The organism is Gallibacterium anatis DSM 16844 = F 149, from assembly GCF_000379785.1.
GTDB classification, from domain to species: domain Bacteria; phylum Pseudomonadota; class Gammaproteobacteria; order Enterobacterales; family Pasteurellaceae; genus Gallibacterium; species Gallibacterium anatis.
Genome location: NZ_KB903680.1, coordinates 13,927 through 37,156, shown reverse-complemented (window position 1 = coordinate 37,156; position 23,230 = coordinate 13,927). Strand labels below are relative to the sequence as shown.

Genomic DNA, 23,230 nt, shown 5'->3' with positions numbered 1-23,230 from the left:
TTGTCATGGCAATAGAGATGCGCCACTTCATCACGAATGAAGTCAAAATCGATGGCTTTAGCGACTTTACGGACAAGGTGGTCTTTTGGAACGAGTTGTTCGAGACTTATCATCTCGATTTCATATTGGAGTGAGGGTGTATTTTTGAGCATAGGCATTTCCTTTTTTCGATATGCCTATTAGATCAAACCTCTAGAGGTATGTCTAGAGGTTTGTCAGCAGTCTGGTTTTTGCGTGCAAAAGGCATTGCCGTTTTTGATAGCGGTTATAAAATTTTTCGCCAACAGGGTAATGCTTCCGATAAATTTTTGCAGATTATTGAGCCGATTAACCTCACTAAAGTGTTAGCAAAAATTCCACAATGCAAAGTGATTATGACCGCTGGTGAAAAAGCGACTGAAACATTGCTTTCTTTGCTTGATGAAGAAAGAGTAATGTTAAAAAATGGTGAGAATACTTCAATCACAATTGCACAGCGACAATATCAGCTTTATCGTCTTCCTTCATCATCACGAGCTTACCCATTAGCATTAGCAAAGAAAGCAGAAATTTATCGACAATTTTTTGCGGATATTGGCATGCTATAAGCATTCGTTATTAGCGGATAGTAGGTAGATAGCGAACAATAAAATTTTGCCGAGCATTTAACGAGGCGAATACAGATTTGAAAATTCCCTCGCTCAGGAGGGAATTTAATTAAGATTATTTTCCGACTTGATGACCGATAACACCACCAACAGCGGCACCGCCGACTGTTCCCAACGCACTGCCGTTGGATAAAACCGAACCGGCGACAGCACCGATGCCGGCACCGGCGATAGTGGCTTTATCTCGTTTATTCAAATGTGCGCAGGCACTTAAAGTTAATGCCAACACAGAAATCATCACAACTTTTGTTGCAGTTTTCATAAAAACTCCTTTGTTGAAGCGTATTGACGTCCTCCCCTAGCCAAAGCAAGGAGATTCCTACCAGCTCCCATTGCAAGCAATGGACTACTCTCGGTGGGTTTCTGCTGCTGACCGCCAATGCGATTCACTTCACAGACGCTACGGGCACGTCCTGCCCTGATTATGCCGTCATTGAGAGTCTAAAGCGACCTCTGTTAGCAGTAAGAAGTATATCATATTTGTGCCTTATATCCACGCACTAAAGGACGTGGTTTTACGGCACATAATCTGATAAACGCTATTGAATATTATGCTTACCGTCACTTAGCCTAGCAGAGTAATTTCATTGTTGCTAGGAAAAATCACGCTAAGAAATTGACGCAATTCGGTAGAAATGGGGTGATGTTTCAGTTTTAACCACTTCTATAGAATGGGGCTATGGAAGTGGTGGCTTGAATAGGGCGGTTATTGGGATGCGATGTGAAAATTTATGGAAAGCAAATTTATTTTTTACGATGTTGTTTATACAACGCCATAATCACCTCTCTGACCACATTGCGTTGTTGTTCCGGAAGATCAAGAAAATGGCTAAAAAGCGCTTTATCTTGTTGAGTGGCGATGTTTTCCCAACGCAATTCTTCGGGCGTGCCAATGCGTTTAAGTTCCGCGGCTTGCAATTTTTGTAGCTTGTTCGGTGGCACGAGTTCACTTAAATCTACATTTAAGACAATCGCAAGCGTCTTTAACTTATCTAATCTTGGGATCATCTTACCATTTAGCCATTGTGAAGCAGCCTGTGGCGTAATGTATTGCCCTTCATATTTTAAATTAAAGATCGTTTCTAACACAGAAGGCTTTAATGGAAAGCCTTTTCTTATCATAGCTTGCCTTAAATTAGCGGCGAATTTTTCTTTTTCGTTCATAGCGTGGCAAAGCTATCACGCAGAGATTTTGATAATGAAAGCAATATTGTTAAAACTTTAAAAAATATCAATAATACTTTCATTTTTTGAGTCTAAACCCATAATTTAACGTGTCTAAAGAAAAACAAATAGTTTCAAAAAAGCGTGTGGCTGATCACGGCGAAGTTTATACCAGAGAACGGGAAGTTAATGCGATGTTGGATTTAGTGAAAACGCAGACGCAATCACTTTCCGCCACATTTCTGGAACCGGCGTGCGGCACAGGTAACTTTTTAATTGAAATCTTACGGCGAAAATTAGCAGTGGCGGCAGAGAATTACCAATATAAGGGGAAACGGAAAAAACATATCGCACCGCCAAGCCAGCTTTCCTATGAACGAGATTTAATCCTTGCGGTAAGCAGTATTTATGGCATTGAGCTGTTGGCGGATAACGTGAAGATTTGCCGTGAACGTTTATTTGATTTTGCCAAAAGCGAATATGAACGCTTATTCCCGAATAATCAAAATGAAGATTGCCTTGCCTCTTTACGCTGTTTATTAGCATTAAATATTGTGCACGGCGATGCGCTGACAATGGAGGTGGCAACGCCGCGAACTGAGTCGCCGATACCGGAATTATCTGATGAACAGCAGGCTTATGCGAAAAAAGCGATTATTTTTTCGCAATGGAGTTTTGTCAGCGAACGCAAAATTAAACGTGTGCCTTTCATCTATTGGGGATTAGTGCAACAGCAGTATCAAGCTGATGGCAACAGCGCCTTGCCACATCCTTATCGTACCGTTTTTCAATCCAGTCTATGTGATTTCTTAAAAATAGGGCAACAGTATGCTGCCGAATATCAACAGAGTGAGTGCGAATATGCCTAAAAATTACAATCCGGATGTATTATCCTGTATTGCGAATTTGTCCAATGATGAAGTGTTTACTTCTCCGCAGTTGGCTAATCAGATGTTGGATTTAATTCCTGCACATTTCTTCTCCGATCCGACAAAAACGTTTCTTGATCCTTGTAGCAAATCGGGTGTGTTTTTGCGTGAGATCGCCAAACGCTTGATTAAAGGTTTAGAAAGCCATTTTCCTGATTTACAGGAGCGGCTTAATCATATTTTTACCAAACAGTTGTTCGGTATCGGCATTACCTCGCTAACCGCACAACTTAGTCGCCGCAGTCTTTATTGCAGCCGTGAAGCGAACGGTCAATATTCTGTCTGCACCGCCTTTGATGATGAAAATGGCAATATTTTTTACCGGACGTTAGCCCATAAATGGGAAAACGGGCGTTGCACGGAATGCGGTGCAAGCCAAGAGGTATTTGATCGTGATGATAAGTTAGAAAGCCACGCCTACCATTTTATTCATTCTTACAGCCCATTTTTTGAACAATATAAAAAGATGAAATTTGACGTTATTATCGGCAATCCGCCGTATCAATTAAGTGATGGTGGCGCACAAGCCAGTGCCAGACCAATTTACCAGAACTTTGTGGAACAAGCGAAAAAATTACAACCTGAATATTTGGTGATGATTATTCCAGCTCGCTGGTATGCCGGCGGCAAAGGGCTTGATGAGTTTCGTGCCACTATGCTGCAAGATAAGCAAATTCGCCAGTTGCACGATTTCCCGAATTCACAGGATTGTTTTTCGGGCGTGGATATTAAAGGCGGCGTGTGTTATTTCTTGTGGCAAAAAGGTTCAACAGGAGAAACACAAGTTTTCACTTATGAGAATGGTGAAAAGGTGTCGCAAGCCAGCCGTTATTTGCAAGAAGAAAATATGGAAATTTTTATTCGGAGCAATGATGCGGTGGAAATTTACCATAAAGTAAAAAGTTTTGATGAACCAAGTTTTAACGAATTCATCAGTTCTCGCAAACCTTTTGGTTTTGATACTAAATTTAAAGGTTATGCCAAAACCAAAGATAACACGGTGAAATTTTATGCCAATAAAGAGATCAATTATATTTGCCGAGATGATGTCAAAGTGAATCGTGATTGGATTGATCGTTATAAATTATTTGTGCCTTATGCCATTGGTTCGGGCGATAGTCGTGTCGATTTAGTTAAACCCATTTTAGGTGAACCCAACTCCTGCTGTTCCGAAACTTATTTAGTTTTTGGTCCATTTGATGATGAAAAAACGGCAAAAAATGTGATTTCTTATATTCAAACCAAATTTTTCCATTTTATGCTGACTTTAAAAAAGAATACGCAACACGCCACCAGAAATGCCTACCAACTCGTGCCAATGCAAGATTTTAGCCAATCTTGGAATGATGAAAAACTTTATGCCAAATATGGCTTAACTGCCGATGAAATCGCCTTTATTGAATCAATGGTGCGTCCAATGGAGAGAGATAATGTTGAATGATCTATTGTTGCCGTTACAACAGCCGAAAATTTATGCTTATAGCGATGTCCGTTTCCCGAATATGCTTAAAGTCGGTTACACCACACGTTCGGTTGAAGAGCGCATTGCTGAACAGTATCCGGTGAAAACCCCTAACCAAAGTTACCAAATTGAATTAAATGAATTGGCAATTCGTGATGACGGCTCTTATTTTAGCGATCACGATGTTCATCATATGCTTGAACAGATGAAGATTAAGCGCGATCAGGGTGAATGGTTTCATTGTGATATGGCGACAGTGCAGGCGGCAATTGTGGCAGTGCGCAATCGCAAAGCGCCTAAAGCGAATCGTATTGCCGATTTTAAAATGCGTCCGGAACAACAGTTAGCAGTGCAACGAACGATCGATTATTTTAATGCGTTTAAAGCTGATCCGAAAAATGCGGATAAAGATCCGAAATTTTTATGGAATGCCAAAATGCGCTTCGGCAAAACTTTTGCCACCTATCAGCTGGTAAAAGAGATGCAATGGCGGCGAGTGTTGATTTTGACCTTCAAACCGGCGGTGAAGACCGCGTGGCAAGAAGATTTGCAGCGGCATATTGATTTTGTTGATTGGCAGTTTGTGCATAAGGAAAATATTGAACAAGCCGGTGCAATCAAAAAACAGAGTGAGTTGCACAATAAACCGTTAATCTGTTTTTTATCCTTACAGGATTTGCACGGTCGCACGGCTAATAACAAAATTAAACAGCGTAATCGTTGGCTGTATGAGATTAATTGGGACTGTGTGGTTTTCGATGAGTATCACTATGGTGCGTGGCGAGATAAAACCAAAGACCAGTTTGATTATGGTGAAAGTGAAGGCGAATTAAGCAGTGAATTGCCTAATCAATTAAATTTTGATGAGGAGATGTTGGGATTAACGACTTATCACTATCTTTATCTTTCCGGCACGCCGTTTCGTGCGTTGAATAATGGTGAATTTATCGAAGAGCAGGTGTTCAGTTGGACATACAGCGATGAGCAACAGGCAAAGGCGAATTGGAGTAATAAAGCCGATAATCCTTATCGTGCATTGCCGAAAATGGTGATGATGACTTACCAAATGGCGGACGATTTACGGGTTGTGGCGGAAAAAGGCGAAAATAATGAGTTTGATCTGAATGAATTTTTTGCGGCTGACGGTGAGGATGAAACGGCAAAATTTAAGCATATAGAAGAGGTGCAACAGTGGCTGAATTGGTTGCGTTATGGCGGTGAACAGCAGTTGTTGCATATTGGCGTGGAAAAGCCGCCGATGCCGTATAGTGATGTTAATTTGCTGGCAAATTTATTGCATACAGTGTGGTTTTTGCCGACAGTGGCAAGCTGTTTTGCAATGCGTAATTTATTAGCGATGCCACAAAATCAGTTTTATCACGATTATAAGGTGGTGGTGGCTGCCGGTTCTCAAGCAGGCATTGGTGAAAAAGCCTTACCGCCGGTAAGGAATGCAATCGGTGAATCACCGTTGGAGTCGAAAACCATTACTTTAAGCTGTGGCAAATTATTAACCGGTATTTCTATTCCGGAATGGTCGGGCATTTTTATGTTGTGTAATTTGAAAAGTCCAGAAACCTATTTCCAAGCCGCTTTCCGTGTGCAAACGCCGTGGACGATGCGTGATGACAATCAGCAAGAAATGGTGATTAAAGATTATTGTTATGTTTTTGATTTTGCTTTAAATAGAGCATTAAGCCAAATCAGTGAGTACAGCACACGCCTTAATCCTAAAGAAGAAAATCCGGAAAAACAGGTGTCGGAATTTATCCATTTTTTACCGGTGCTTTCTTATGACGGTGGTTCAATGAAACGCTTTGATGCCGCAGATATTTTGGATTACACCTTAAGCGGCATTACGGCAACATTGCTGGCGCGCCGTTGGGAAAGTGCAGTGTTGGTGAATGTGGATAATATGACATTGGATCGGTTACGTAATAGTCCGGAAGCAATGGCGGCGTTATCCAAAATTGAGGGCTTTCGTTCGCTGAATCAGGATATTGCCACGATTATTAATCGTACCGAATCGGTAAAAGAGAAGAAAAAAGAGGCAGCCCAAGAGGGGCGTGATTTAACGCCGCAAGAGAAAAAAGAGGTCGATGAAGCGGAAAAAGAGCGTAAAACGTTGCGTAAGCAAATTCAGGAGAAATTAATTAAATTTGCAACGAGAGTGCCGGTGTTTATGTATCTGACTGATTTTCGTGAACATACGCTGCGTGAGGTGATTGAGGAGCTTGAGCCGGATCTTTTCTATTCTGTCACCGGATTAACACAAAAAGATTTCCAGCTGTTGGTCAATTTGAATGTGTTTAATCAGTCACAAATGAATGATGCGGTGTATAAGTTTAAACGTTATGAAGATGCCAGTTTGGAATATACCGGTATTCGCAAACATCAAGGCAATTTTGTTGGTGGCTATGACACGGTGGTTTCAACGCCTGAATTTAAGCAGCTTTAGTTGAAATAGCAAATAGCCGGTAAAGTGTTACCGGCTATAACATTAAATTCCGCTCACAACTACTCTTTATAAACAATGCCTTCGTTGGCTTTAAACTCTTCCACTTTGATCAGTTTGTGTTCTTCAAAGTAGGCTTTTAAGCTGTCGGCATCGACAAAGCCGGTGTTGACATAAGTTGGGTTGTCGGTGACCACCGGATAACCATCACCGCCGGCAGCACAATAACTTGGCAATGACACGCGGTAAACTTTTTCTAAATCAATCGGTTTGCCTTGAATTTTAATATCGGATACCTTTTTCGCTTGGCGATCCACTGTCATTGTAATGCCGTAAAATTGCGGATACGCACCGGAATCCACCTCTTTTAAGGCGACAACATTGAGATAGTCGATCAAATCTTTTCCGTTCATTTCAAAATAACTGATGATATTGCCGAAAGGTTGTACTGCAAGAATATCTTTGTAAGTTACATTGCCTGCTTCAATTGAGGTGCGAATACCGCCAGAATTCATTATGCCAATATCTGCTTTAACTCGTTCTGCTTGTGAACGTGCGATTAATTGTCCGAGATTAGTTTGGTGAAAACGGATAATATCACGTTCACCCTCTAAACGACCGTCCACTTTGCCGATCACTTGGTTAAGCAGTTTATCGCCTTGATCTTGATAACTTTTTAGGTGATCTAACAATGTTTTATCTGCCGGAATTTCCTCTTGATACAACACATATTCACTAGAGCCGTCCGCTTTTTTCACTTTATATTTTAAATTCACCGGAATAAGTTGGTAATTTTCTAGGGTTAATTTGCCGTTTCTAAAGCTGAAATCGGCACGTCCGACAAATTTTCCCCATTCGCCGGCTTGCATTATCCAAGTGCCGTTTTCAAATAATGGTTTGCAGGCATCACCCGGTTTAAATTTATCGTTGAAACTGCCGTCATCGTTGATACAAACGGTGTCGTGGCTGTGTCCGCCGACCACAATATCAAAGGCGGCTTTCGGTAATTCTCTGACCATTGAAACATCGCCGGGCGCATTTGAGCCGAATTTGGCATCGTGGTAATAGCCCATATGCGTTAAGGCGATTTTGACATCCGGTTTCTGTTGCGCCAATTCAGGCAAAAGTTTTTTTGCAGCATCGGTTGGGCGTTCAAATTTCACGGCGGAAATAAATTCCGGATTGCCAAGTTTGGCGGTGTCTTCGGTGGTTAAGCCGACAACGGCAATGTTTAAATCCTGTTTTTTCAACATAGTGTAAGGTTGAACCAATAATTTGCCGGTTTTCTGATTGATTACGTTGGCGGCGAGGAATGGGAATTTTGCCCATTTTTCTTGCATTTCAAGCAGTTGCAGCGGATTATCAAATTCGTGATTACCTAAGGTAAGTGCTTCATAGCCCATCATATTTAAGGCTTCGATATCCGGTTTGGCGTTTTGTAGATCCGATTCCGGCACGCCGGTATTGAAATCGCCGGCATTAAGTAAAATGACTGAACCACCTTTTTGTTCCACTTCGTGGCGAATGCGATCAATTAATGTTTTTTGTGCAGCAAAACCATATTCACCGTTTTTATTTGCCCAATAATGCCCGTGTAGATCATTAGTGTGTAGTAGGGTGAAATGATAAGTGTGATCTTGTTGATAGGCATAACCGAGAGTGGAAATGCCAAACAATGCAGCGAACAGAGATAATTTAAATGAGGTTTTAACCAGCATATGGTGCTCCTATAATTGATATGAGTTGATGTAACTTTTTGATAAATTTAGTAATATTCTTTGATGTTGTCCATTTTTAATGATCGCTGACTAATCTATCACATCTCAATGAAATCTCGAAAATAAAAGCGGTCAATTATTGATTTTTCTGCGAAAAAAGGTAAAATTCTACGGCTTTTTGTATCGAATGCTTGGTTTTCACAGCATTGTCTACAATAAGCAATTAACGCCCCTACTTCGAACGGGGTTTTCTTTTTTTACTATCAATATTTTAGAGGAAGGTTATGGTAACCATTCGTTTATCTCGTGGCGGAGCTAAAAAACGCCCATTCTATCAAATTGTCGTTGCAGACAGCCGTTACCCTCGTGATGGCCGTTTCATCGAACGTATCGGCTTCTTTAATCCAATCGCTTCTGGTAATGCAGAACGTTTACGCATTGATTTAGCGCGCGTAGAAGATTGGGTAAGCAAAGGTGCATCTTTATCAGATCGTGTTGCTACTTTAGTAAAAGAAGCGAAACAAGCAGCTTAATTGAAAGCGTAGGTGGTTGAAATGGAACAGCAAAAAATCGGTGTCGTAGGTAAACTTGGTTCAACTTATGGTATTCGCGGTTGGTTGCGTGTTTATTCATCTACCGAATATGCAGAAAGTATTTTTGATTATCAACCGTGGTTTTTAAACATTAAAAAACAGTGGCAACCGGTAGAAATTGAGGGTTGGCGTCATCACAGTCAGGATTTGATTGTGAAGATTAAAGGGGTTGATGATCGTGAACAGGCACAGACATTAGCCAATATTGAAATTGGTGTCGATTTGAACCAACTCCCGGAATTAGATGAAGGGGAATTTTACTGGCACGATTTAATCGGCTGCCGTGTGATTAATTTGCAGGGATACGATATGGGTGTCGTCAGCGAATTAATGGAAACCGGTTCAAATGATGTTTTGGTGGTTCAGGCGAACAGCAAAGATGCTTTCGCAAAACAAGAGCGGTTAATTCCGTATATTGATACAGTAGTTAAAAGAGTGGATCTCAGCACCAAAGTGATTGAGGTGGACTGGGACGCTGGTTTCTAACCTCAGGTAATCCTGTTGGCTTAATGAACATTGAGGTATCCGTATGTGGATTGGTGTGATTACATTATTCCCGGAAATGTTTAAAGCTATTACAGAATTTGGGGTAACAAGTAGAGCCATAAAGCACGAGCTTTTGCAATTGCATTGTTGGAATCCTCGCGATTTTACGCACGATAAACATAAGACGGTTGATGATCGTCCTTATGGCGGCGGTCCGGGAATGTTGATGATGGTGCAGCCGTTAAGGGATGCTATCCAAGCGGCAAAAGCGGAAGCAGGCGATGACGCAAAAGTGATTTATCTTTCACCGCAAGGACGAAAGCTTAATCAAGCTGGCGTGGAGCAGCTCGCTAAAAATCAGAAAATGATTTTGGTTTGTGGGCGTTACGAAGGCATTGATGAGCGAGTTATTGAAACGGAGATTGATGAAGAGTGGTCAATCGGTGATTATGTTTTGACCGGCGGAGAGTTGCCGGCAATGACATTGATTGATGCCGTTGCGCGATTTGTTCCGGGCGTGTTGGGAAAACAGGCTTCGGCAGAAGAGGACTCTTTTGTTGACGGTTTGTTGGATTGCCCGCATTACACGCGTCCTGAAGTGCTTGATGGATTGGTTGTGCCGCCGGTTTTGATGTCCGGTAACCACGAAGAAATTCGTAAATGGCGATTAAAACAGTCATTGCAACGAACGTGGCTACGCCGGCCTGAGCTATTAGAAGGCCTAGCTCTGACTGACGAACAAAGGTTGTTGCTGAAGCAGGCTCAACAAGAGTATCAGCAGCAAAAGAAATAGATTCAGTTACATCTAGGAATAAGGTATTTATTATGAGTAACATTATTAAACAACTTGAACAAGAACAATTAAAGCAAAACGTGCCAAGCTTCCGTCCTGGTGATACATTGGAAGTGAAAGTATGGGTTGTTGAAGGTAGTAAAAGACGTTTGCAGGCGTTCGAAGGTGTGGTTATTGCGATTCGTAACCGTGGCTTGCATTCAGCATTTACTCTACGTAAAGTGTCAAACGGTGTTGGCGTTGAGCGTGTTTTCCAAACTCACTCTCCAATCGTTGAAAGCATCACTGTAAAACGTAAAGGTGCGGTTCGTAAAGCTAAACTTTACTACTTACGTGAACGTAGCGGTAAATCTGCACGTATTAAAGAGCGTTTAAACTAATTTTAAAATGCTTTTTCAAAACCCTCGTTTATGCGAGGGTTTTTTATGATTAATAGTCAATCCGTTATCATTAAGGTCAATTTTAAACCTGTAACCAAAATGTGACCGGTCCATCATTGATTAACGATACTTGCATATCAGCGGCAAATTTTCCGGTTTGTACTGGTATATTTTCACGACATTTTTCTACAAAATAGTGATAAAGTGCTTGTGCTGATTCAGGATCGCCAGATCGGCTGAAACTTGGTCGTAACCCTTTTTTAGTGTCGGCAGCTAAGGTAAATTGTGAAACGACTAATAATTCGCCCTGAATTTGTTGTACATTTAAATTCATTTTGCCGTTTTCATCGCTGAAAATGCGATAATTCAATACTTTTTCGGCAAGGCGATCTGCTTTGTTTTGATCATCACCCTGTTCTACACCAAGCAGCACTAGAATACCTTGCTTGATTTCGCCAATAATAGTTTGATTAACTTTAACATTTGCATTTTTAACGCGTTGAATCAGTGCAATCATTGCAGTTTTCCTGTTGATTTTCTAATGTAATTTGCTGATAAATATAAGTTAAATCTTGATCAGGATAATATTGTGCCATTTTATCCAAATCATCCAATACCGCTGTTAATTGAGCTCCTAGCAGAATAAATGTCCAACTGAGGTGTATCCATAAAATCATAATCGGCAGCGTGGCTAATGCGCCATAAATCAGCTGATAAGAAGGAAATGATTTCATATACCAAGTAAAACAGGCTTTGCCAAGTGTGAAAAAAATGGCTGCAATTAAAGCACCGCAGGCGGCGTGTTTTACATTCACTTTCGTGTTCGGCACGATGGCATAAATGCAGGTGAAAGCCAACCAAGAGAGAAGAAACGGCACGAAGCTAAGTAATTTCAGCCCGAACGGTAGTCCGGTTTTATAGGTGAAAATTGAGCTGGAAAAGAGATAAGAGCTTACGCCGATGCTTGTGGCGATAAAAATTGGCCCTAACGTCAAAATCATCCAGTAGATAGAAAAGGAGTAAAGTGTTGAGCGTTTTTTGCTGTTTGACCAAATATCATTAAGCGTGGTATCAATCGATTTAATCAGCATCAACGCCACCACGATTAAGCCGATGATACTGATACCGCTCATTTTTTTGGTGTTAGCAATAAAAACGGTGATGTATTGTTCGACCGTGTGGCTGACTGAAGGGGCGAAATTGGAAAAGATAAATTGCTGGAAATCTTGCACCACATCGTTGAATACCGGAAAGGCAGCAAAAAAGGCAAAAATTACCATTAATAATGGCACTATTGCCAATGTTGTGCTGTAAGTTAAATAACCTGCCGCTTGCGATAACTTGTTCTGGTTGAATTTATATAAAAAAATTTTAATTAAAATAGTAAGATGCTGAATAAGGTGTTGTAAGAATTTCTGCATAATTTTCCTTGATGTTCGTTTAAGGCGAATTGCGAAGCAATTACGCACGACAGTTTGCACTATTCAGTAAAATCGACGTTGTCGGAAATTGTACCGCATAAATTGATTGGTGACGATGTTGCTTCTGTAATCATTGAGCAAAATCGTGTCAGCGAAGGCGTCAAAAATAATTAACACTGCCACCAGATTAACGCCCATTTTGGCTGCCCGTGTTTAATTGGGATTTGTTTGATTTTTCTTTCATTATAAAAGTTTTCTAAGCATTGTTTTTCTTCAGTGTTTAGTGAGCCTAGAGTGAATTCGACCGATTTGAGAAATTCAACATAGTCGCCTTGATAATTGGAAAGATCCGCATTGATAAAACGTAATTCGGCTTGAATGCCACGTTGGTATAAACGATTCAGCCAATAGATATAGGTTGGGAAACCTTGCGGTTGGTGGTTAAGGGCTGCGAAAATGTCTGCATCAAGGAAACTTGGTTGGGTGATAGCGGTTAAATAGACGCGTTTACGTGCTTTAGCTGTGATTTTATCAATGGCATCATCAAGGTTTTGCACCATTGTCGAGCGAGAGGCGACCACAATATCCGCCTGCGGAACATTTTGCCAATCTTGTTCCCACGAACAGTGTAGCGGCGTAATATTATCAAGGTTTAGCCGTTGCTGATATTGTGTCAAAACATCCAACATTCCTTTGCTATAATCCAACGCATAAACCTGTTTGCATTGTTGCGCCAGTGGTAGAGCTAATGTTCCCGGCCCACAACCGATATCCAATACGGTTTCATCAGGTTGTGCATTGATTGCACTTAACAGCGTTTCTGTATAATGACTGCGTTTTTCGATTAAATGTTGCGCCATTTTTTGTGCTTTGTTATCCCATTTCTGCGGTGAGAGCGAATGGTTACCGCTTTGTTGCAAATGGTGTTGATAAAGTTCGGCGATGTTAATTGCTAGCAAGGTGGACATTTTATTTCTAACTCTTAGATCTTAGACAATGTTTAATAGTATAGCAGCAGCTTGCATATCGATTATATAAAAGATTTTTCAATAAAAAATTACCCCTATAGCGCTTTAATCTATAGGGGCAGTCTATTATTCAAGGTGTTTTGATAACAGGTTTTTTACTGAATAGTAGAAACATCCTCACCGAAAAATTGTTCTGAAAGCTGTTTCAATTTGCCCTCTTTTTTCAATTTTTCAATGGCGGCATTTACTTTCTCAATCACGGCAGCATTACCTTTGTTAAAGATAAAACCTGAACCGAGTTGGTTTTTATCGCGGAGAATAATTTCAAGATTAGCATTCGGATGTTTGTGTAAGAAATCCAATACCGCTAAACGGTCATTTAAAGTCACATCGGCACGATTCTGTAACACTAATTGTAATGCTTGAGCCAAACCGTCAACTCCGACAATTTCCGCACCGTTTTTGGTGGCTAATTCACCATAGTTGCTGGTAAAAGATTGTGCTGATTTTAAGCCTTTAAGATCCGCCCACTCTTTAATGCGTTGATCACCTTTGCGAGCTACTGCCACCGCACCTGAGTAACTGTACGCAAGTGATTTGTCATATTTCGCACGGCGTTCAGGTGTGGTTAATGCAACCTGATTGGCAACCAAATCAAAACGGTGGTTGTTTAAACCGGAAAGCATTGCATCCCATTGGGTTTCTTTAAACTCGACTTTAACTCCAAGTTCGTTTGCTACTAAGCGAGTTAATTCAACATCATAGCCGGTTAATTTTCCTGATTCATCGTGGTAAGTAAATGGAGGATAGGTACCTTCGGTACCGACCACGATTGTGCCTTTATCATTGACTCGTTTGGCTAAATCGGCAGCCGCTTCTTCGTTGCTTAATGCAAATGCGGATTGCGCTAAAGCAAAACCTAAGGTGACTAAAAATGTGGTTTTTAAGTATTGTTTAATCGTTTTCATCACTATTTTCCTTAAAATGTTTTAAAACTCTTTGAGCAGTCTAACGTGACTATCCAAAGAGTTAAAATAGCTGATTGTATTTTTTTATAACTAAAGGTTATAAAAATTGGTTACTTTTTGTTGCCGGTGATTCGACACCACTCTTCACGCTCCGCTACCGGATCGAGTTCAAATTGATCGGCATAAGCGGCGGCGACAGCCTCACTTTGTGTGAATAACACGCCGGAAAGCCCAAGTTTCCCTTGAGTGATCACTAAAGATGAGATGATAGGTGCAAGCTCTTTTAATGGTCCGGCTAAAATATTGGCAACCACGACATCCGCTTTAAGATCGTTCGGTGTATCGGCAGAAAGGTAGAGCTGTAAACGATCTTCGACACCGTTACGTTTGGCATTTTCACGACTGGCTTGGATCGCTTGTGGATCAATATCAATCCCGATCGCATTTTTTGCACCTAATTTTAGGGCGGCAATCGCGAGAATGCCGGAACCACAACCGAAGTCAATCACGGTTTTATCTTGTAAATCAAGGGAATCAAGCCATTCTAAACAGAGCGCAGTTGTCGGGTGGGTGCCGGTACCGAAAGCAAGACCCGGATCTAACATCACATTTACTGCGGTCGGATCAGGAATTTCGCGCCAGCTTGGACAGATCCATAATCTTTTGCCAAATTTAAGCGGATGGAAATTATCCATCCACTCACGTTCCCAATCTTTGTCTTCGATTTGCTCAATTTTGTAGGCACTTTGCTCGTGAATTTGCCCCTGTTCACGCAAGGCTGCAACAATCGCTTGCATATCGGTTTCCGCATCGAACAATGCCATTACATCGGTATTTCCCCAAAGGCGAGTTTCGCCGGGCAAAGGTTCAAAAATCGGTGTATCCTTGCTGTCCATAAAAGTGACGGAAACTGCCCCTAACTCTTCTAAACAATCGCTAAGTTGTTCCGCCAGTTCATTTGTGCTGTTTAATCTAATTTGTAGCCAAGCCATAATTATCCTTTATCTGTTTTTCACCAAATTTGTTTGCAATTAAAAAAGCGATTAAACCCAATGCAAGTGAAGGCACGATGGCGTGTAATCCGAACGGTTTGATCGCAGCGGTAGTAAAGCCAATATAAACGCCAATGCCGGTGAGCATTGAGGCGATTGCGCCGTAAGCATTGGCTTTATCCCAATAAAGCCCGAGAATGATAACCCATAAAAAGGCAGCTTCCAAACCGCCGAACGCAAATAAATTGAGCCAAATAATCATATCCGGCGGATTTAGTGCGGCGAGCACCAATAATGCACTTAAGGTCAGCGTTAATAAAGTGGAGAACCGGCTGATTTTTTTCTGATTTTTGGCAGCTTCCGGTTTGGCGGAAAGGTAAAGATCCTTCACAAAAATAGAGGAGGATTGAATAAGTTGCGCATCGATGGTCGACATAATTGCAGACATTGGTGCGGCGAGGAAAATGCCGGCGATAATCGGCGGCAACACTTTGACCATTAAAGCTGGAATGACTTGATCGGGAATGGTTAAATCAGGAATAACCGCGCGTCCTAATGCGCCGGCGAGGTGCATTCCGAACATCACAATGGATAACACAATAGTGCCGATAATCATTCCTCGATGTAATGCTTTGCTGTCTTTATATGACATACAACGCACGGCGGTATGAGGCAATCCGATAACGCCGAAGCAGACCAACACCCAGAATGATGCCATAAAAGAGAAACTTAACATTTCGTTCGGGCCGTAAGGCGAAACGAGTGCCGGATCGATGGCGTTGAGTGTGTTGATGGCATTCTCAACACCGCCGGAGGCATAGATGACACCGAATAACAGAATGACAGTGCCGAGAATCATCACCGTGCCTTGAATAGTGTCGGTTAACACTACGGCACGAAAACCGCCGATAAAGGTATATAACCCGACGGTAATGGCGAAAATCAATAATGCCTGCGTATAAGTTAAGCCGATAGTGGTTTCCAATAAACGTGCGCCGCCGATAAATTGCACCGTCATTGCTGCAAAAAAAGCAATCAACAATGCGAAACAGGCGATCCAGACTAAATATTTATTTTTGTAGCGATAAAAGAGCACGTCATTAATGGTGAGCGCATTGGTTTCGCGAGATAACATGGCAAATTTTTTGCCGAGCGTACCTAATGCCAACCACACAACCGGCACTTGAATCATTGCCAGCAATACCCAGCCCAAGCCGAATTTATAAGCTGCACCGGGGCCACCGACAAAAGAGCTGGCGCTGGCGTAAGTTGCTGCGGTGGTCATTGCCAATACAAAGCCGGTCATCGAGCGGTTACCGACATAATATTCGGTCAGAAAATCACCTTGATGCCGTTTGCTGTAAGCATACAATGCGGCACCAAAAATAAAGGCTAAATAAATGACAAGCGGGAAAATAACACCAAGATTCATTTTGACTCCTTATCATCATCCAATGGCATTTCTTGAAAGAAAATTTTGATCACCCAGTGGCAGACCACAATAAAGAGAATCGGCAAATAGATGCAAGCCAATTCAAACCATAATGGAAAACCTAAGGGGCCGGCACTGTTTTCAGGCAAATAAGCACAGATACACCAACCGATAACATAAAGAACAGCTAACAGCAGTGTTATTTTGGCTTCTTTTGTGGCTTGACGATAACGTTGTATTTTCGACATTGTTTACTCCTGTAATTGATCAGTGTCTTTTATTATTTTCCCTTTAAAGACAAAGGGCTTGGTGATCACCAAGCCCATCATATAAATAACGTAACGTTATTGCAATTTTTCTAAAATAAATTTAACAAGTTGTTGTTTATCAACCATCTGTTTTTCACCGCTGCGGCGAGATTTATACTCAATTTCGCCTTTTTCAAGGTTCTTCTCACCGATCACGATCATATGCGGAATGCCGATTAATTCCATATCGGCAAACATTACGCCCGGACGCTCTTTGCGATCATCAAATAAGACTTCAACGCCCTGTGCTAACAATGTTTGATAAAGTTCTTCCGCATATTGTTGTACAGCGGCTGATTTGTGCATATTCATTGGCACAATTGCCACTTGGAATGGGGCAAGCGTATCGCTCCAAATAATGCCTCGTTCATCGTGACTTTGCTCAATTGCGGCTGCCACCACACGAGTAATACCAATACCGTAACAGCCCATCATCATTGTTTGTGGTTTGCCGTCTTCGCCTTGTACAGTAGCTTTCATTGCTTCAGAATATTTTTTACCAAGTTGGAAAATATGGCCAACTTCAATACCACGTTTAATTAACAAGGTTCCTTTACCACAAGGGCTTGGATCGCCTTCTACTACATTGCGGATATCGGCAATTTGTGGCGTTGGCAAATCACGATCCCAGTTAATACCAAAATAGTGTTTGCCATCAATATTGGCACCGGCACCGAAATCGCTCATATTGGCAACGGTACGATCAATGACAATTTCCAATGGCAGATTAAGTGGCCCTAATGAACCCGGACCGGCACCGACAGCCGCACGAATCTCTTCTTCAGTGGCAAAAGTTAATGGGGATGCCACTTGCGGTAATTTTTCTGCTTTAACTTCATTTAATTCGTGATCGCCACGCACTAATAAAGCAACCAATTTACCCTCTTCCGCCCCTTTTACAATCAAGGTTTTGACGGTTTTTTCAATCGGTAAATTAAATTGTTCTACCAATGTGGCGATGGTTTTAGCATTCGGAGTATCAACGATACGAAATTCTTCTGTTGCTGCTTGGCGTTCGCCCAATGCAACCGCTTCCGCCATTTCAATATTTGCCGCGTAATCAGATTCGGTAGAGAAGACGATGTCATCTTCACCGCTATCTGCCAACACTTGGAATTCGTGCGAACCGTTACCGCCGATAGAACCGTTATCCGCTTGAACCGGACGGAAATCCAAACCTAAACGATTGAAAATATTACAATAAGTTTGATGCATTACATCATAAGTCTGTTGTAGACTTTCCTTATCCAAGTGGAAAGAGTAACCATCTTTCATAATAAATTCGCGAGAACGCATTACCCCGAAACGTGGGCGGACTTCATCACGGAATTTAGTTTGAATTTGATAAAGATTGATCGGCAACTGTTTGTAAGAAGATAATTCACGACGAGCCAAATCGGTGATGACCTCTTCGTGAGTCGGGCCAAGCACGAACGGGCGGTCGCCACGATCGGTAAAGCGGAGTAATTCAGGGCCGTATTGCTCCCAACGATGAGATTCCTGCCAGAGATCAGCTGGTTGAACTACCGGCATTATTACTTCAATAGCACCGCTTTTATTCATCTCTTCACGCACAATATTTTCCACTTTTTTCAATACGCGAACACCGGTTGGCAACCAAGTGTATAAACCGGCAGCAAGTTTACGGATCATACCGGCGCGCAGCATTAATTGGTGACTGACCACTTCGGCATCAGTTGGAGTTTCTTTTAAGGTTGAAAGTAAATATTGACTAGTACGCATAATAAAATTCCATTAAAAAACAAAAAAATTGGCGGTATTCTAGCATTTGCCACCGATTGGCGGAATAGCTGAACCGAATTAACCAAGAAAATGTCTAGCAATCCCGGTTGCTATAATGCCGATAATAACAGTTGGTAAAAATGAAAAACGGATTGCCGCTAAAAAGGTGATGATTAATCCGATCCAGTCCGCTGGATTACTGCTAGTAAATTCCGGTGCAATAACAGAAATTAGTACGCACGCTGGTACTTGAGCCAATAAGTTTTTTGCTGTCGGACTTAATTGTTTCTTTTGTAGTAAAAAGAAACCGAGCAGCCGGGTTGAATAGGTTACCGCCGCCATAGATAGAATGGTTAATACTTCCCAACTCATTTGTGTTTCTCCAACCACCAAGCAACTATTAAACCGCTGACGGTGCCTAATAAAACATACCAAGCGCCATCGATAAATTTATAGCTAAGTGCTGCCACTAACAGGCTGACTAACCAAGCAATCGCTGGACGAAAACCCGCCCACATTCCTTTGAGCAACACCAAAAATACGGCAACAAAAGCCATATCAAAACCGTATTGCTTAATACCACCTAATACCGGCCCCAACCAAGCACCAACTGCCGTTGAGATAATCCAAGTGCTGTAAAGCGACAATGCCATACAGAAGTAATAATGTAGATTGAGCTGGCGCAACGCGTTTTGTTTGATGTGATTCAATGCCAATGCCCAACACTCATCGCACATAAAGAATAGTACGAGCAAAGATTTTGGTAGGGAAATACCTTTTAAATAAGGAGTAAGTGCGGCGCTCATCAAAATATGGCGACAATTGATCAATAAAGTCGCCATTGCAATTAGCAATAATGGCGGCGGTGAAGCCCATAATCCTACTGCGGCAAATTCCGAACCGCCGGCAAAATTTACACCGGTCATAAACGGCACTTGCCACACTTTCATATGTTGTGCAGCGGCTTGAGCGCCTAAAACAAAACCGAAAGGGATAAAACCGAGCATCACGGGGAAGGCATCTTTGAAGCCTTGTAACATCATTTTTTGCTTAGTTTGTTGCATACAGTCTTATATCGTGACAACAGAAATAGAAAGGGAATCAGTATAACCAAGATTTTGATAATGGCTAGTTATCAAACCTAATATTTGCGCTTTCTATGGATGGCGTGTCAACACGCCATCATAAACATTAATCTTTTTGGTAAGTTTTTAGATAGCTTAACACCAACGTGGAGAGTAATAATACAATGGCAACGCCGATATAAAGGCTCTGCTTATCCCAACCCTGATCTAACAGAATGCCGGCGATGGTTGGTGCTAAAATAGCTCCGATACGTCCGACACCGATCGCTGTGCCTACGCCGGTGCTACGAATTTCCGCGGCATAAACACTAGGGTTTAAAGTGTAAAGCCCACTGATGCAACCGTTGATCAAGGCACCGACTAAAATACCGAGAATCATTGCCAGCCAAAGGATCGAGCTGGATAAAATAAAACAGACAACCACCAGTGCTGAAAGTATAGTAAAAATAACCGATACTTTTTTAGGCGACCAATAACTTGCCAATAAACCAAAAAACAGTGCGCCGACCGTACCGCCGAGAGAGATCATCATCCCGATACTCACGCTTTGTTCCATAGTCATTCCGGCTTCTTTTAACAAAGCAGGTGTCCACGAACTGATAAAATAGAAGCTGAACATAATGGTAAAGAATGCTGTCCATAAAAGGAGTGTAGAGCGGCGATAATCTTGCTGCAACAGACGCGAAAACGGCAAAGTGGAAGTGCGATTTTCTGCTGTTTTTTCAGGTAGTTGCCATTGATCACCCAACCCCATTTTTACGGTAATGCGATTGAGTTTTCGTAGCGCATTTTTAGGTTGTTTCACTAACAGAAAATCAATTGATTCAGGTAACCAAAAAATAACGATGACTAAACAGATTGCAGTCAGAACCGCACCGGCTAAAAAGACGGAACGCCAACCATATTCTGCTTGTAGCATTACAGAAAACATTCCCCCTAACACGGCACCGACACCAAATCCGGCGGCATAAATGCTGATAGCTAAACTACGCCAACGTTGCGAGGAGTATTCACTGGTCAAAACGTTGGTGCCGACTAAAATGCCGCCTACGCCCAAGCCGGTAACTACACGCCAGAATGCTAACCATTGTTGGTTTGGCGTAAAGGCGGAGCCGAACATCCCGATGGCGGATAATAAAACCGCAATAATTAATAATGGTCTACGTCCAATTTTGTCTGCTATTGGTGCGAGAAAAAGTGAACCGGCGGTCATTCCTAATAATCCGGCACTTAATAGCGTACCCAGCTCAACACCGCTCAAAGCAAATTCTTGACGAATGGCAGTAGCAGTGAAGGCGAGCGCAAGCACATCAAAACCGTCAAGCAGGTTCATAATGGCGGCAATAACAACAATGCTCCATTGAAATGCGCTCATTGGGCTTGTTGCGATAGCGTTGCGTAAAGACATAAAAATTCCTTCCTTATTAAAATGGTTTTACGTTATTGAAATATTATTTTTGTTAAAAGAATGTCGATAATAACGGAAACGAATTAGTAAGGAAACAGGAATTTAAGTAAAAAAAGCAGTAGCCGTTTCTGACTACTGCAAAGTTGGGGGTAATTTAGTTTAGTTGATTTAAGATCGTTGGAATAAGTAATCGCTAGTGACTACGTCTATGGTGTCTATCACCATCACGACAGCCGGTGTCTTTCACTTCGTTTCTGATGACTTCAGAAGTAACCGCATCAATACGAAGTTCTTTTAATTGTTTGTCACTGGTTAAAATTTCCACTTCATAAAAAGGATTTCCCTTTCTATGCGGATGGAAATCAGCTTCAACCACTGTTCCCGCCTGTTTTTGTGTTGCGATATCAATCGCTTGTACAAGAGTAATTTTGCTGGCATTTAATGCGCTTTCCAAACGTGGAAAGTCATCATTATCCGCCAAACTCACCTGTGCTGTACCAATTGCCAACAAGGCGGCGCTTGATAACATTGCGATTTTTTTTGTTATTTTAGACATTTTATTTGTGCTCCTTTTATGATGGTTACTTCAAACACAAATGGGTAAGCAGACATTCTGTGTTTTCAGTGGTTGCAAGTATAAAAATGAAAAATTAGCGAAGAATTAGAAAGGTAAATTTTTTGAAAAATTTGCAATGAGGTGAAATACAGGGCGAAATTTTAGCCATATCGCCCTGTAAAAAGAGATTTTATTCGGTAATAAGTTGTTCACACGCCCATAACTCTTCAAAACGTTCGCGGCGTTTGATGAGATGAGCTTTGTCGCCATCCACCAAAACTTCCGCTGCGCGCGGGTGAGAGTTATAGTTTGAAGCCATACTTGCACCATAGGCACCGGCTGAACGTTGTACAATAAAATCACCGGCGGCGATCGCCAATGATCTGCCTTTGCCGAGAAAATCTGATGTTTCGCAGATTGGACCGACAACATCATAAACTTTGCTTTCACGATCTAAGGTGCGATCCGCCTCAATAATCTCCATATAAGCCTGATACAACGCCGGACGGATCATATCATTCATTCCGGCATCAACGATGGCAAAATTAAAATCTTCGTTTGATTTTAAATATTCTACTTTGGTCACCAAAATACCGGCATTGGCACTGATGGCTCGCCCCGGTTCAAGGATGATTTCCAACTCCGGATATTGTTTAAATTTCGCTAATAACGCACTGGCATATTCAGTCGGATGTGGCGGTGTTTCATCGCTGTAACGCACACCCAAACCGCCACCGAGATCGAGATGTTGTAATTCAATGCCGTCTTGGCGCAGCTGTTCCAACAGAACTAATAAACGATCCGCTGAATCTAAAAACGGTTGTAATTCAGTAAGTTGTGAACCAATGTGGCAATCCATACCGACAATTTGAATATGTGGCAATGTTTTTGCCAAGCGATACACCTCTCTGGCGCGTTCCACACTGACACCGAATTTATTTTTCTTTAATCCGGTGGAGATATAAGGGTGCGTTTTGGCATCCACATCCGGATTAACACGCAAGGAGATCGGCGCTTTTTTATTTAATTTTTCTGCGACCTGATTAATGCGCAGCAATTCAGCTTCTGATTCTACATTGAAGCAACGAATGCCAACTTCTAATGCGCGTTCAATTTCACTATAGGATTTTGCTACACCTGAAAACACCACCTTATTGGCGTCACCGCCGGCGGCTAACACACGCTCAAGTTCGCCTTGCGAAACAATATCAAAGCCAGAACCTAATTTGGCGAGTAAATTTAATAAAGCGATATTCGGGTTGGATTTTACGGCAAAACAGATAAGGTGCGGATGCCCTTGTAACGCAGAATCAAAAGCGTGCCAGTGGCGCTCCAATGTGGCGCGCGAATAAACATACAAAGGCGTACCGAATTGTTGTGCAAGCTGTTTGACAGAGATCTCTTCTGCCATTAATTGATCATTTTTATAATTGAAATAATCCATAAATCTGTTTTAACCTCAAAATTATTGTGCTTGTTGCTGTTGTTCCGAATTATCGGCAGGTGGCATATATAATGGCCCTTTCACGCCACAAGCGGTTAAGAATAAGCTGCCTAGAATAAGAGTAAGAAATAATTTTTTCATTGAAAATTCCTAAATAGTTGAAGTCCCACCGTTCACGGCGATAGCGTGTTTTTGCTTTGGGCGAAGTGTTATTCTTGCCAAATCAGAGCAGTTCATTGCGTTACATTTTATCTGTTATGCCGTGAATTGAAACATAA

Annotated in this window: 25 protein-coding genes and 1 pseudogene; 8 read left to right on the top strand and 18 right to left on the bottom strand. The window is 41.7% G+C overall.

Annotated elements, in window-relative coordinates; genetic code table 11:
• A pseudogene (locus tag A3EO_RS13300) lies at window positions 1-152 on the bottom strand (IS5/IS1182 family transposase); the annotation flags it as partial.
• Between the two features lie 48 nt (window positions 153-200).
• Here A3EO_RS13300 and A3EO_RS12580 point away from each other — a divergent pair.
• A complete protein-coding gene (locus A3EO_RS12580) occupies window positions 201-587 on the top strand; it encodes a DNA glycosylase (RefSeq protein WP_211206173.1) in 387 nt (128 codons plus the stop codon).
• A 115-nt stretch (window positions 588-702) separates the two neighbouring features.
• Here the strand turns inward: A3EO_RS12580 and A3EO_RS0103145 are convergent, their stop codons facing one another.
• Together A3EO_RS0103145 and A3EO_RS0103140 are read right to left on the bottom strand one after the other, a co-directional pair.
• The gene (locus tag A3EO_RS0103145; RefSeq protein ID WP_018345960.1) at window positions 703-909 is read right to left on the bottom strand and encodes a glycine zipper 2TM domain-containing protein; all 207 of its coding nucleotides are present in this window, start codon (window positions 907-909) and stop codon (window positions 703-705) included.
• Window positions 910-1,391: 482 nt separating this feature from the next.
• Window positions 1,392-1,769 carry a helix-turn-helix domain-containing protein gene (locus A3EO_RS0103140; protein WP_052118853.1) on the bottom strand — a complete coding sequence of 126 codons (378 nt, stop codon included), beginning with the start codon at window positions 1,767-1,769 and terminating at the stop codon, window positions 1,392-1,394.
• A 188-nt stretch (window positions 1,770-1,957) separates the two neighbouring features.
• Between A3EO_RS0103140 and A3EO_RS0103135 the strand changes: the two genes are divergently transcribed.
• The 3 genes from A3EO_RS0103135 to A3EO_RS0103125 are packed head-to-tail and all read left to right on the top strand — an operon-like array spanning window position 1,958 to window position 6,660.
• Entirely contained in the window at window positions 1,958-2,680 is a 723-nt protein-coding gene (locus tag A3EO_RS0103135; protein WP_018345958.1) for a DNA methyltransferase family protein, read from the top strand.
• On the top strand, window positions 2,673-4,181 hold the full coding sequence (locus tag A3EO_RS0103130) for an Eco57I restriction-modification methylase domain-containing protein (protein WP_018345957.1): 1,509 nt from the start codon (window positions 2,673-2,675) through the stop codon (window positions 4,179-4,181). The genes A3EO_RS0103135 and A3EO_RS0103130 overlap by 8 nt, the downstream gene beginning before the upstream one ends.
• Window positions 4,171-6,660, top strand: coding sequence for a DEAD/DEAH box helicase (locus tag A3EO_RS0103125; RefSeq protein WP_018345956.1), 2,490 nt, complete (start codon window positions 4,171-4,173; stop codon window positions 6,658-6,660). Before A3EO_RS0103130 ends, A3EO_RS0103125 begins: the two co-directional genes overlap by 11 nt.
• 59 nt (window positions 6,661-6,719) lie before the next feature.
• Here A3EO_RS0103125 and ushA read toward each other — a convergent pair whose 3' ends face one another.
• Entirely contained in the window at window positions 6,720-8,375 is a 1,656-nt protein-coding gene (gene ushA, locus A3EO_RS0103120) for a bifunctional UDP-sugar hydrolase/5'-nucleotidase UshA (protein WP_018345955.1), read from the bottom strand.
• A 284-nt stretch (window positions 8,376-8,659) separates the two neighbouring features.
• On the opposite strand from ushA, the gene rpsP reads away from it, so the two are divergent.
• Genes rpsP through rplS form a run of 4 tightly spaced genes read left to right on the top strand, consistent with a single transcriptional unit; the run spans window position 8,660 to window position 10,627 of the window.
• On the top strand, window positions 8,660-8,908 hold the full coding sequence (gene rpsP, locus A3EO_RS0103115) for a 30S ribosomal protein S16 (RefSeq protein WP_018345954.1): 249 nt from the start codon (window positions 8,660-8,662) through the stop codon (window positions 8,906-8,908).
• 21 nt (window positions 8,909-8,929) lie between these two features.
• Window positions 8,930-9,454, top strand: coding sequence for a ribosome maturation factor RimM (rimM, locus tag A3EO_RS0103110; RefSeq protein WP_018345953.1), 525 nt, complete (start codon window positions 8,930-8,932; stop codon window positions 9,452-9,454).
• Between the two features lie 43 nt (window positions 9,455-9,497).
• Window positions 9,498-10,247 carry a tRNA (guanosine(37)-N1)-methyltransferase TrmD gene (gene trmD, locus A3EO_RS0103105; RefSeq protein ID WP_018345952.1) on the top strand — a complete coding sequence of 250 codons (750 nt, stop codon included), beginning with the start codon at window positions 9,498-9,500 and terminating at the stop codon, window positions 10,245-10,247.
• 32 nt (window positions 10,248-10,279) lie between these two features.
• The gene (rplS, locus tag A3EO_RS0103100) at window positions 10,280-10,627 is read left to right on the top strand and encodes a 50S ribosomal protein L19 (protein WP_018345951.1); all 348 of its coding nucleotides are present in this window, start codon (window positions 10,280-10,282) and stop codon (window positions 10,625-10,627) included.
• Window positions 10,628-10,709: 82 nt separating this feature from the next.
• On the opposite strand, the gene dtd is transcribed toward rplS, so the two are convergent.
• From dtd to lptM, 14 genes are all read right to left on the bottom strand, one after another.
• A complete protein-coding gene (gene dtd / locus A3EO_RS0103095) occupies window positions 10,710-11,144 on the bottom strand; it encodes a D-aminoacyl-tRNA deacylase (protein WP_018345950.1) in 435 nt (144 codons plus the stop codon).
• Window positions 11,119-12,048: a virulence factor BrkB family protein gene (locus tag A3EO_RS0103090; protein WP_018345949.1), complete on the bottom strand. Its 930-nt coding sequence runs from the start codon at window positions 12,046-12,048 to the stop codon at window positions 11,119-11,121. Before A3EO_RS0103090 ends, dtd begins: the two co-directional genes overlap by 26 nt.
• Before the next feature lie 170 nt (window positions 12,049-12,218).
• Window positions 12,219-13,016, bottom strand: coding sequence for a class I SAM-dependent methyltransferase (locus A3EO_RS0103080; protein ID WP_018345947.1), 798 nt, complete (start codon window positions 13,014-13,016; stop codon window positions 12,219-12,221).
• A 155-nt stretch (window positions 13,017-13,171) separates the two neighbouring features.
• A complete protein-coding gene (locus A3EO_RS0103075) occupies window positions 13,172-13,984 on the bottom strand; it encodes a transporter substrate-binding domain-containing protein (protein ID WP_018345946.1) in 813 nt (270 codons plus the stop codon).
• Between the two features lie 110 nt (window positions 13,985-14,094).
• Entirely contained in the window at window positions 14,095-14,976 is an 882-nt protein-coding gene (prmA, locus tag A3EO_RS0103070; RefSeq protein WP_018345945.1) for a 50S ribosomal protein L11 methyltransferase, read from the bottom strand.
• On the bottom strand, window positions 14,957-16,408 hold the full coding sequence (gene panF / locus A3EO_RS0103065; protein WP_018345944.1) for a sodium/pantothenate symporter: 1,452 nt from the start codon (window positions 16,406-16,408) through the stop codon (window positions 14,957-14,959). The genes prmA and panF overlap by 20 nt, the downstream gene beginning before the upstream one ends.
• Window positions 16,405-16,656 (bottom strand): YhdT family protein, encoded by a 252-nt coding sequence (locus A3EO_RS0103060; protein ID WP_013746326.1) that lies wholly within the window; start codon window positions 16,654-16,656, stop codon window positions 16,405-16,407. The genes panF and A3EO_RS0103060 overlap by 4 nt, the downstream gene beginning before the upstream one ends.
• A 96-nt stretch (window positions 16,657-16,752) precedes the next feature.
• Entirely contained in the window at window positions 16,753-18,459 is a 1,707-nt protein-coding gene (gene proS / locus A3EO_RS0103055; protein ID WP_018345943.1) for a proline--tRNA ligase, read from the bottom strand.
• 78 nt (window positions 18,460-18,537) lie between these two features.
• Complete coding sequence (locus tag A3EO_RS0103050) at window positions 18,538-18,831, bottom strand: AzlD family protein (protein ID WP_013746324.1); 294 nt, start codon at window positions 18,829-18,831, stop codon at window positions 18,538-18,540.
• Window positions 18,828-19,523, bottom strand: coding sequence for an AzlC family ABC transporter permease (locus tag A3EO_RS0103045; protein ID WP_026210974.1), 696 nt, complete (start codon window positions 19,521-19,523; stop codon window positions 18,828-18,830). Before A3EO_RS0103045 ends, A3EO_RS0103050 begins: the two co-directional genes overlap by 4 nt.
• Before the next feature lie 127 nt (window positions 19,524-19,650).
• Entirely contained in the window at window positions 19,651-20,952 is a 1,302-nt protein-coding gene (locus A3EO_RS0103040; RefSeq protein WP_018345941.1) for an MFS transporter, read from the bottom strand.
• A 193-nt stretch (window positions 20,953-21,145) separates the two neighbouring features.
• Window positions 21,146-21,508: a PepSY domain-containing protein gene (locus A3EO_RS0103035; protein WP_018345940.1), complete on the bottom strand. Its 363-nt coding sequence runs from the start codon at window positions 21,506-21,508 to the stop codon at window positions 21,146-21,148.
• A gap of 190 nt (window positions 21,509-21,698) precedes the next feature.
• Complete coding sequence (gene lysA / locus A3EO_RS0103030; RefSeq protein ID WP_018345939.1) at window positions 21,699-22,952, bottom strand: diaminopimelate decarboxylase; 1,254 nt, start codon at window positions 22,950-22,952, stop codon at window positions 21,699-21,701.
• Between the two features lie 21 nt (window positions 22,953-22,973).
• Window positions 22,974-23,093: an LPS translocon maturation chaperone LptM gene (gene lptM, locus A3EO_RS13060; protein WP_018345938.1), complete on the bottom strand. Its 120-nt coding sequence runs from the start codon at window positions 23,091-23,093 to the stop codon at window positions 22,974-22,976.
• Window positions 23,094-23,230 lie beyond the last annotated feature (137 nt).

Bases quoted from the DNA above. Each gene is read 5' to 3' on its own strand.
- rplS (WP_018345951.1), top strand. From the start codon at position 10,280: ATGAGTAACATTATTAAACAACTTGAACAAGAACAATTAAAGCAAAAC.
- trmD (WP_018345952.1), top strand. From the start codon at position 9,498: ATGTGGATTGGTGTGATTACATTATTCCCGGAAATGTTTAAAGCTATT.
- A3EO_RS0103140 (WP_052118853.1), bottom strand. From the start codon at position 1,769: ATGATAAGAAAAGGCTTTCCATTAAAGCCTTCTGTGTTAGAAACGATC.
- A3EO_RS0103035 (WP_018345940.1), bottom strand. From the start codon at position 21,508: ATGTCTAAAATAACAAAAAAAATCGCAATGTTATCAAGCGCCGCCTTG.
- A3EO_RS0103090 (WP_018345949.1), bottom strand. From the start codon at position 12,048: ATGCAGAAATTCTTACAACACCTTATTCAGCATCTTACTATTTTAATT.
- panF (WP_018345944.1), bottom strand. From the start codon at position 16,408: ATGAATCTTGGTGTTATTTTCCCGCTTGTCATTTATTTAGCCTTTATT.
- A3EO_RS0103060 (WP_013746326.1), bottom strand. From the start codon at position 16,656: ATGTCGAAAATACAACGTTATCGTCAAGCCACAAAAGAAGCCAAAATA.
- A3EO_RS0103075 (WP_018345946.1), bottom strand. From the start codon at position 13,984: ATGAAAACGATTAAACAATACTTAAAAACCACATTTTTAGTCACCTTA.
- dtd (WP_018345950.1), bottom strand. From the start codon at position 11,144: ATGATTGCACTGATTCAACGCGTTAAAAATGCAAATGTTAAAGTTAAT.
- A3EO_RS12580 (WP_211206173.1), top strand. From the start codon at position 201: ATGTCTAGAGGTTTGTCAGCAGTCTGGTTTTTGCGTGCAAAAGGCATT.
- A3EO_RS0103080 (WP_018345947.1), bottom strand. From the start codon at position 13,016: ATGTCCACCTTGCTAGCAATTAACATCGCCGAACTTTATCAACACCAT.
- rimM (WP_018345953.1), top strand. From the start codon at position 8,930: ATGGAACAGCAAAAAATCGGTGTCGTAGGTAAACTTGGTTCAACTTAT.
- A3EO_RS0103050 (WP_013746324.1), bottom strand. From the start codon at position 18,831: ATGAGTTGGGAAGTATTAACCATTCTATCTATGGCGGCGGTAACCTAT.
- prmA (WP_018345945.1), bottom strand. From the start codon at position 14,976: ATGGCTTGGCTACAAATTAGATTAAACAGCACAAATGAACTGGCGGAA.
- lptM (WP_018345938.1), bottom strand. From the start codon at position 23,093: ATGAAAAAATTATTTCTTACTCTTATTCTAGGCAGCTTATTCTTAACC.
- ushA (WP_018345955.1), bottom strand. From the start codon at position 8,375: ATGCTGGTTAAAACCTCATTTAAATTATCTCTGTTCGCTGCATTGTTT.
- A3EO_RS0103040 (WP_018345941.1), bottom strand. From the start codon at position 20,952: ATGTCTTTACGCAACGCTATCGCAACAAGCCCAATGAGCGCATTTCAA.
- A3EO_RS0103145 (WP_018345960.1), bottom strand. From the start codon at position 909: ATGAAAACTGCAACAAAAGTTGTGATGATTTCTGTGTTGGCATTAACT.
- proS (WP_018345943.1), bottom strand. From the start codon at position 18,459: ATGCGTACTAGTCAATATTTACTTTCAACCTTAAAAGAAACTCCAACT.
- lysA (WP_018345939.1), bottom strand. From the start codon at position 22,952: ATGGATTATTTCAATTATAAAAATGATCAATTAATGGCAGAAGAGATC.
- A3EO_RS0103125 (WP_018345956.1), top strand. From the start codon at position 4,171: ATGTTGAATGATCTATTGTTGCCGTTACAACAGCCGAAAATTTATGCT.
- rpsP (WP_018345954.1), top strand. From the start codon at position 8,660: ATGGTAACCATTCGTTTATCTCGTGGCGGAGCTAAAAAACGCCCATTC.
- A3EO_RS0103130 (WP_018345957.1), top strand. From the start codon at position 2,673: ATGCCTAAAAATTACAATCCGGATGTATTATCCTGTATTGCGAATTTG.
- A3EO_RS0103045 (WP_026210974.1), bottom strand. From the start codon at position 19,523: ATGCAACAAACTAAGCAAAAAATGATGTTACAAGGCTTCAAAGATGCC.